Genomic DNA, 1,649 nt, shown 5'->3' on the forward strand with positions numbered 1-1,649 from the left:
CTAAACAGAGCTATCGTCCTAAACGAGGACATGTAGTGCTGTATTTGAATGCTGAGTTGATTAGTATCATTAACCAAACCACATCAAACTATACACAGTTGCTGATAGGTGAAGCAGGAAACTTATCTTCCGTTTATACCATGAGGCTTTATGAGGCTATCAATCAGTGGAAGAATTTAAGAAATAACCTAATTCTAGATGTTGATTGGATGCGCTCTAGGTGGCAACTGCCCTCTTCGTATGACAGAACTGCGGTTCTTAAGAAACGTTGGCTTAACCCAGCAATTGAAGAACTTAACAAGTTGCACATTTTCAAAAGTCTTTCTTATGAGGATGTTCGTAAAGGTACCAAGACTGTCGCATTTAAGTTTACCTGGGAGCTTTCTAAAAAGGCCCCAAGTAAACTATCCCTTGCAAGGTCAGCAATCAAAGCTATCAATGCCAACCTTCAACCAAAGCAGAGTGAAATGGTCGCATTGACTGAGCAGATTGGAGAACTATTGCTGAATGGTGAAGATATATCCCCTGCTGTCCTAAGCGCTATTAAGAAGTTTGGTGAAGAGTCAAAAGATGCTAAAGGTACATCAATGAAGAAATCAGATGACGTCATTGATGTAACCGACTATGAAATAGTCACAGATGATGAAGATTAGCTTCAACTAGCACACCAAAGAAGTAAATTTCCATCCAACTAGCACATTCAACGATCAAGTGTGCTAGTTCGGCCTCAAAATACCGTCCTAAGTGTCACCTTTACCAGATATTGCTGGTGGCTAAACCTCTCAATAACTGTGATCTAACTCCCTAATTGTTGTTTTTTATCCGTGATTGAAGTTGTTTTGTGGGTGGTGAAGACCCAATTCCTTCTTTATAACCTGCTTTTTTGCTTCCTTTGTATGAAAATCCTGTAAATGAAGGTTAAGCTAATTTATCAGAACTCCTTCTAACATATTGAATTATAAGGATAGTATCAATTGCTTGTAGTTAGAGGGGTGACACTTAGGACGAAAGTAAGGGATCAATTAATATGCAATGCGTTTTTTTCTCTATTTTCGTCCTAGATGTCACTGTTCTATGGCGGTGTTTTAATCAGATGTTTTATAAGTACTTGGATTTTATATGTTTTTCTGTGTCAAGAGCGTGAGGGGTGACATTTAGGACGGTTTTAAAATGATACTTTAAGAAGCAATAATGTGTGTCCAGTACTCTATAGAATAAAGCTCAAACTTAATGATTATAACTGACTGAAAATAAAGGATATTATATTTGTGCCTTAGGCTGATATAAAAAGCTACACACTGGAATCATACTTTCTCTACGTTCGATATACAGTAAAGAGTGATAGGTGACATCTAGGACGAAAACATTCGTAGGGATAAAATGGTTTAGCCCAGTTGGTAATTTAAGAAAAGCTAGTTACTATAGATATCATTGAATATATTTAAAGTATTGAAAATAAAGATAAAAATCTCTTCTCGGTGACATTTAGGACGTAAAGCCTACTTGAGTCTAAGAAAGTAGGAAAGCATATCAATGAGTTAAATATATGCAGTGGCACTAGATAGAAAACTTTCGTCCTAGATGTCACACTTAGATAGAGGTGTTCTTCTATCTTATTGATTTACTATGGTCCAATAGTGTCTGGGGTG

General features: G+C 36.8%; 1 protein-coding gene. It reads left to right on the top strand.

What is annotated here, in order from left to right; genetic code table 11:
* Positions 1-653: RepB family plasmid replication initiator protein (locus IQR33_RS15530; RefSeq protein ID WP_193843818.1), on the top strand; the 653-nt coding region annotated here is incomplete at its 5' end.
* Between the last annotated feature and the right edge of the window lie 996 nt (positions 654-1,649).

The organism is Vibrio sp. OPT46 (genome assembly GCF_015163535.1).
In the GTDB taxonomy this organism is placed as follows: domain Bacteria; phylum Pseudomonadota; class Gammaproteobacteria; order Enterobacterales; family Vibrionaceae; genus Vibrio; species Vibrio alginolyticus.